The organism is Scandinavium sp. (genome assembly GCF_032012665.1).
GTDB lineage: Bacteria > Pseudomonadota > Gammaproteobacteria > Enterobacterales > Enterobacteriaceae > Scandinavium.
The window spans coordinates 1-4,236 of the sequence record NZ_DALZVG010000052.1; the positions used below are offsets into that span (position 1 = coordinate 1).

The 4,236-nt window shown below is 51.1% G+C and carries 3 protein-coding genes; 1 reads left to right on the top strand and 2 read right to left on the bottom strand.

Going from position 1 to position 4,236, the window contains the following annotated elements; all coding sequences use genetic code 11:
* Positions 1–436 precede the first annotated feature (436 nt).
* Positions 437–883 carry a SymE family type I addiction module toxin gene (locus RTU33_RS21635; protein WP_312630131.1) on the top strand — a complete coding sequence of 149 codons (447 nt, stop codon included), beginning with the start codon at positions 437–439 and terminating at the stop codon, positions 881–883.
* A gap of 43 nt (positions 884–926) precedes the next feature.
* Here the strand turns inward: RTU33_RS21635 and RTU33_RS21640 are convergent, their stop codons facing one another.
* Together RTU33_RS21640 and RTU33_RS21645 are read right to left on the bottom strand one after the other, a co-directional pair.
* On the bottom strand, positions 927–1,382 hold the full coding sequence (locus RTU33_RS21640) for a hypothetical protein (protein ID WP_312630132.1): 456 nt from the start codon (positions 1,380–1,382) through the stop codon (positions 927–929).
* Positions 1,382–4,236 (bottom strand): hemagglutinin repeat-containing protein (locus RTU33_RS21645; protein ID WP_312630133.1); only part of this gene is annotated, 2,855 nt, incomplete at its 5' end. The genes RTU33_RS21645 and RTU33_RS21640, both read right to left, overlap by 1 nt.

Here is a 4,236-nt window from a genome sequence, read left to right on the forward strand (position 1 = left end):
CCGGGTTCATGCCGAGCAGCTTATACAGATCGCCAAACAGCGACGGATCGAGCTGCCCGAGGCCATCGAGTTTTGGGTTAACGGTGATCAGATACGGGCTGTCCGGATCGGTGGACGGCACAAAGTAGCCGTTGTTGCCGGAAGGCAGAGGATAGTTGCTGTTTAGAATGAAAGAACGTTTTTACAGAAACAGCTAAAAATGCAACGTTACATCAATCAGTAATATTTCCTGAAGCGGCCTCGCAGATATTAACTTTGTTCATGCATCCAGTGCTGTGTTTTTATTCAGCAGGGTATAATGGACGCAGTAAAGCAACCGAAAGACCGCAAAAGGAAAATCGATAAAATAGAAAATTCTGATTATTAAAGAGCGCGACATGAAAGTGTTGAAGCACTTCCATGCCGCTGACCACAGACAACTAGAACGGAGTTGAATATGGCTGACACCAATCTTAAGCCAGAAACCTCTATTGCCAAAACACAATCTAAACTTTTGGCATGTAATACAGAAAAACACAAGGCAGTACGCAAAAATAACGATCACAGCTTGCCTAAGAAAGCAGAGCCAAAAGTATTAAGGAATATGACGGTAAGCTACGTCAGAACCCGCCACATTGACCCCACCACACTGCGGACCACGCACTACACCTGCCGTGCCAGCCTGCGCCTGAACGGTCGCTGGATGGAAGAGGCCGGGTTTACCACGGGCACAAAATTAGATGTTCGGGTAATGCCGGGATGTCTGGTGATCACCGCTCGACCAGAAACCACACAACTGATGAAAGTATTAAACACAACCAAAGGGTTGCCAGAACCTGAGCAACAGCAAGTTATGGCATACCTGCAAGGCGTGATGGCTCGGGTGGAACTGGAAAAACTTTGAGTTCACGCAAAATTATCCCGCCCGGATAGGGGCGGGATTTGAATTATCTCATCAAGGTTGCTCTGCATAGAGCATCGTTTTTATTAAATTGCAGATGTAATGCATAGCCTTCTTTTTTGTACTTAATCCACTTATTTAAGTATCCAAGGAGCATATCCATTTTTCCTGCTCCCGAAAAATCTGGTTGCCCAAGTATTTGCATCACTGACTTTTCATCCCATCCCAGACATATGCCAGAAAGTAGTTCCCCGGGGAAAAAACCATAATTTTCATACCCATCAAAATAAAAGTGAACATGGTTTACGACACCATTCCTGATTCCTATATCTAATCCTGAGCGAGGATACTTATAGTATTTTGTATGGCCTACCGGATCATTATACTCTGCAGGATCTTCGGAAACAGTTGGGGTTTCGCCAATAGATTCTTTGAGCTTAATAAACTCTATTGATGACTCAGTTTTACCAAGAGAATCAATAAATTTTTTCCATTCAGGCATTACTTGGTTACTCCCATCTGACGATTTCGTTCTTTAATTTGCTGTATCGCATCATCAACCAACTTAGGTTCGTAGCCTCGTTCCAGCATATTTTTTCTCAACGCATCCGTATCGCGGCATTCAGCTCCACACAAATCTATAGCATCGTTTTTGACTTGGGCAGCATTATTCTTCCCGCCATAAGTTGGCCCTGAGGCATGAACATCTTTAGGTACTTCTACCGCCGTAGCATTCTGATAAAGATTCTTTGCCTCAGCATCAGTCAAAGGGCGCCCAAGTTCATTTTCTTTTGCTTTACGAAGTGAAGCAAAAGATGGGATATGATCATGCTCCAACCCATCACCAACGACTTCTCTTGCTTTCAGTTCTTTGTAAGAACCAACATCAAGAGCCTTAACGTCTTCAACCTGTTTACTGGCAGTATTGATTAATTTAGATGCTTGCTCAAGATCGCCAGCTTTCAACGCCTTATTAGCAAGTTTTAATGTTTCACCAGCAACGTCACCCACTAAAGGAAGTAAACCAATAGTCGCTGCGAGGTAATCCAAAGCGCTTTGTGCTTCTGCATAGCTCTTGATATCGCCCACAACCGGAACAAAGTCTACTCCGAACGAGGCAGCACCAGCCAGCAGTTCATCCCGGTGCGCCACAATTTTAGTTCCACAAGCTTCAGCACTCAGCCCGGCACAGTTCTGTGCTTTAAACTCTTCAGTAGCCTTCACCAGCGCATCCTGAGCTTTCTGGTACTTCTCTTCCTGTGACATTCCTGAGGCTTTGTTCTCGATAATGTCACTCAATGCATTATTCTCAACCGCATTCTTTCCGGCCTGAGCACCCGCTGTTGTGCCAGCAGAGTTTCCACCTGTCAGATTCCCCGCCAGCCCTGATGCCAGAGTTGCCAGGTTGCTGATCAGCTGCTTGTCACTTTCACTCAGCTCACTGTTGCTCTTGCCTGGGAACATTTGATCTTTAATGGCTCGGGCAGCCAGTTCACCGCTCAACGCTCCTGCCGCACCAGCTGCGGCGCTGTTCCCCTGTAGTGAAGCGACAACGCCACCCAGAACGGCATGGGCTATCAGCGCTTCATCATCGCTGAGACCGGAACGGTGTCCGATAATATTCGCCAACTCCGGGGCCGATGCTCCAGCCAGAGCGCCAGCCAGGTTGCCACCGCCAGCCAGAGCGGTCAGCGCTCCGGTCACTGCCTGAAGCCCGCGCTGAACCACGCCGCCCGTGCCATAGAATGACGAGGCGTTGTTGTACGCACGTTCCGCCACGGCGGCATCTGTGACTGGCTTCCCTTCCTTCGCCAGCTGCTGACGCGCTTCTTCCAGCGAATCCGGATCTTTCGCCGCTTTACGTCCGGCCAAATCACCCTGTGTTCTTGCCACATCGGCAGCCTGAGAACCCACTTCGCCGATCAGCTGAATTTCCTGCAGCCGTTTCTGCTCTTTCTCTTTGTCGAAGATCGGGCTGATGCTGTCGTTGGCGTGTTCTGTGTCGCGGCTGAGGTCCGCAACATCCTGCTTCTGATTGTCCTTGTCGCGGATGGTGATGGTGCCATCAGCCACAGCTGCCTGAGTCGTGCCTTCGGCATGGCCTTTATTACCGCCGCCTGCCAGCAGGGCATTCGCCGCATTGCTCGCAAACTGCCCGGCGATGCTGCCACCGGTATTAAAGGCTCCGCCGACATGTTCAGTTTTAAAGTCGGCTTCGTTGTGAATATCGCTGAAGCCCAACGTCCCGGTATCGAGTCTGTTCTTATCGGCCGTCGCCGTGGAAGCAATAACCGCGCCATCAAGCTGGGTATGATTGCCAACCGTGATATCGAAACCGCCATCCCCGGCATAAAGGCCGGTTTGTTCCGCCACCGAGTCGAAGCGGCTCTTCATCTTGTCCTGATTCACGCTCATATAAGCCGAACCGGACATGGAACCGAAGGTGAAACTCCCGCCTCCGGCAACGCTGGTCTGCTTGCTGTCGTAGTCGTTATTGTCCTGCTGGCTGCGCATCAGTAGGTCGTGACCCACGTCGGCGACAATTTTATTGCCGTTGACCTGCGCGCCATCAAGTACGGTGTCATTTCCGCTTTTGATGGTGACGGTTTTACCGCTGTCGATGGTGGTTTCGGTCCAGTCGGTACCGTTGCCCTTGTCCTTACCGTGGGCAGAGTTGCCATTAGCGAAGACGCTGATCCCCCAGCCACCGCTGCCAACACCGATGCCAACACCCACACCACCACCACTGCTGCTGTTCTTACCCGTGGTCTGCTGTGTATTGGCTGCACCCGCCAGCAGGATGTCGTTTTTCGCATCCAGCACGGTGTCGCCGCCCGCCTTTAACTGGCTTCCGGCAATCACAATATCCCCGCTGTTCGGGCCTTTGTTTTTCCCGGTTGCAGTGATGGAGAGATTGTTGCCCGCGTTCAGCGTACTGCCCGTGACTTCATCACTCCGCACATGTTGCTCAGATTTCGACTTTTGCGTGGTGAGAGAAGCGCTGACGCCGATAGCGTTAGTGCTCGGGTTTTCAGTATTCCCACTGTCAGCAGCATCCAGAGCAACGGCCTGCCCGGCCTGCATGCCGGAAAGAACTGATTTTGTCGCCTGAAGTGCAGCTAAACGGCCATCACTTTCATTTTTCGCATCCTGCGCTGAGTTTACAGCGTTGTTTATGGCTCCACCCACCGCGCCCGAAAGCGCCAGCGTCAGCCCGCTTTTCTTCTGCTCGAATGTTTCATCGCGGGTTCGTTTGTCGTGCCCCGGGTCGATGATGACGCTGCTGCCGCTGAGGCTCATGTCCTTCCCGGCAATCAGGTCTGCGCCGCCAATGTGCGCCTGGTTACCAGCGGCGA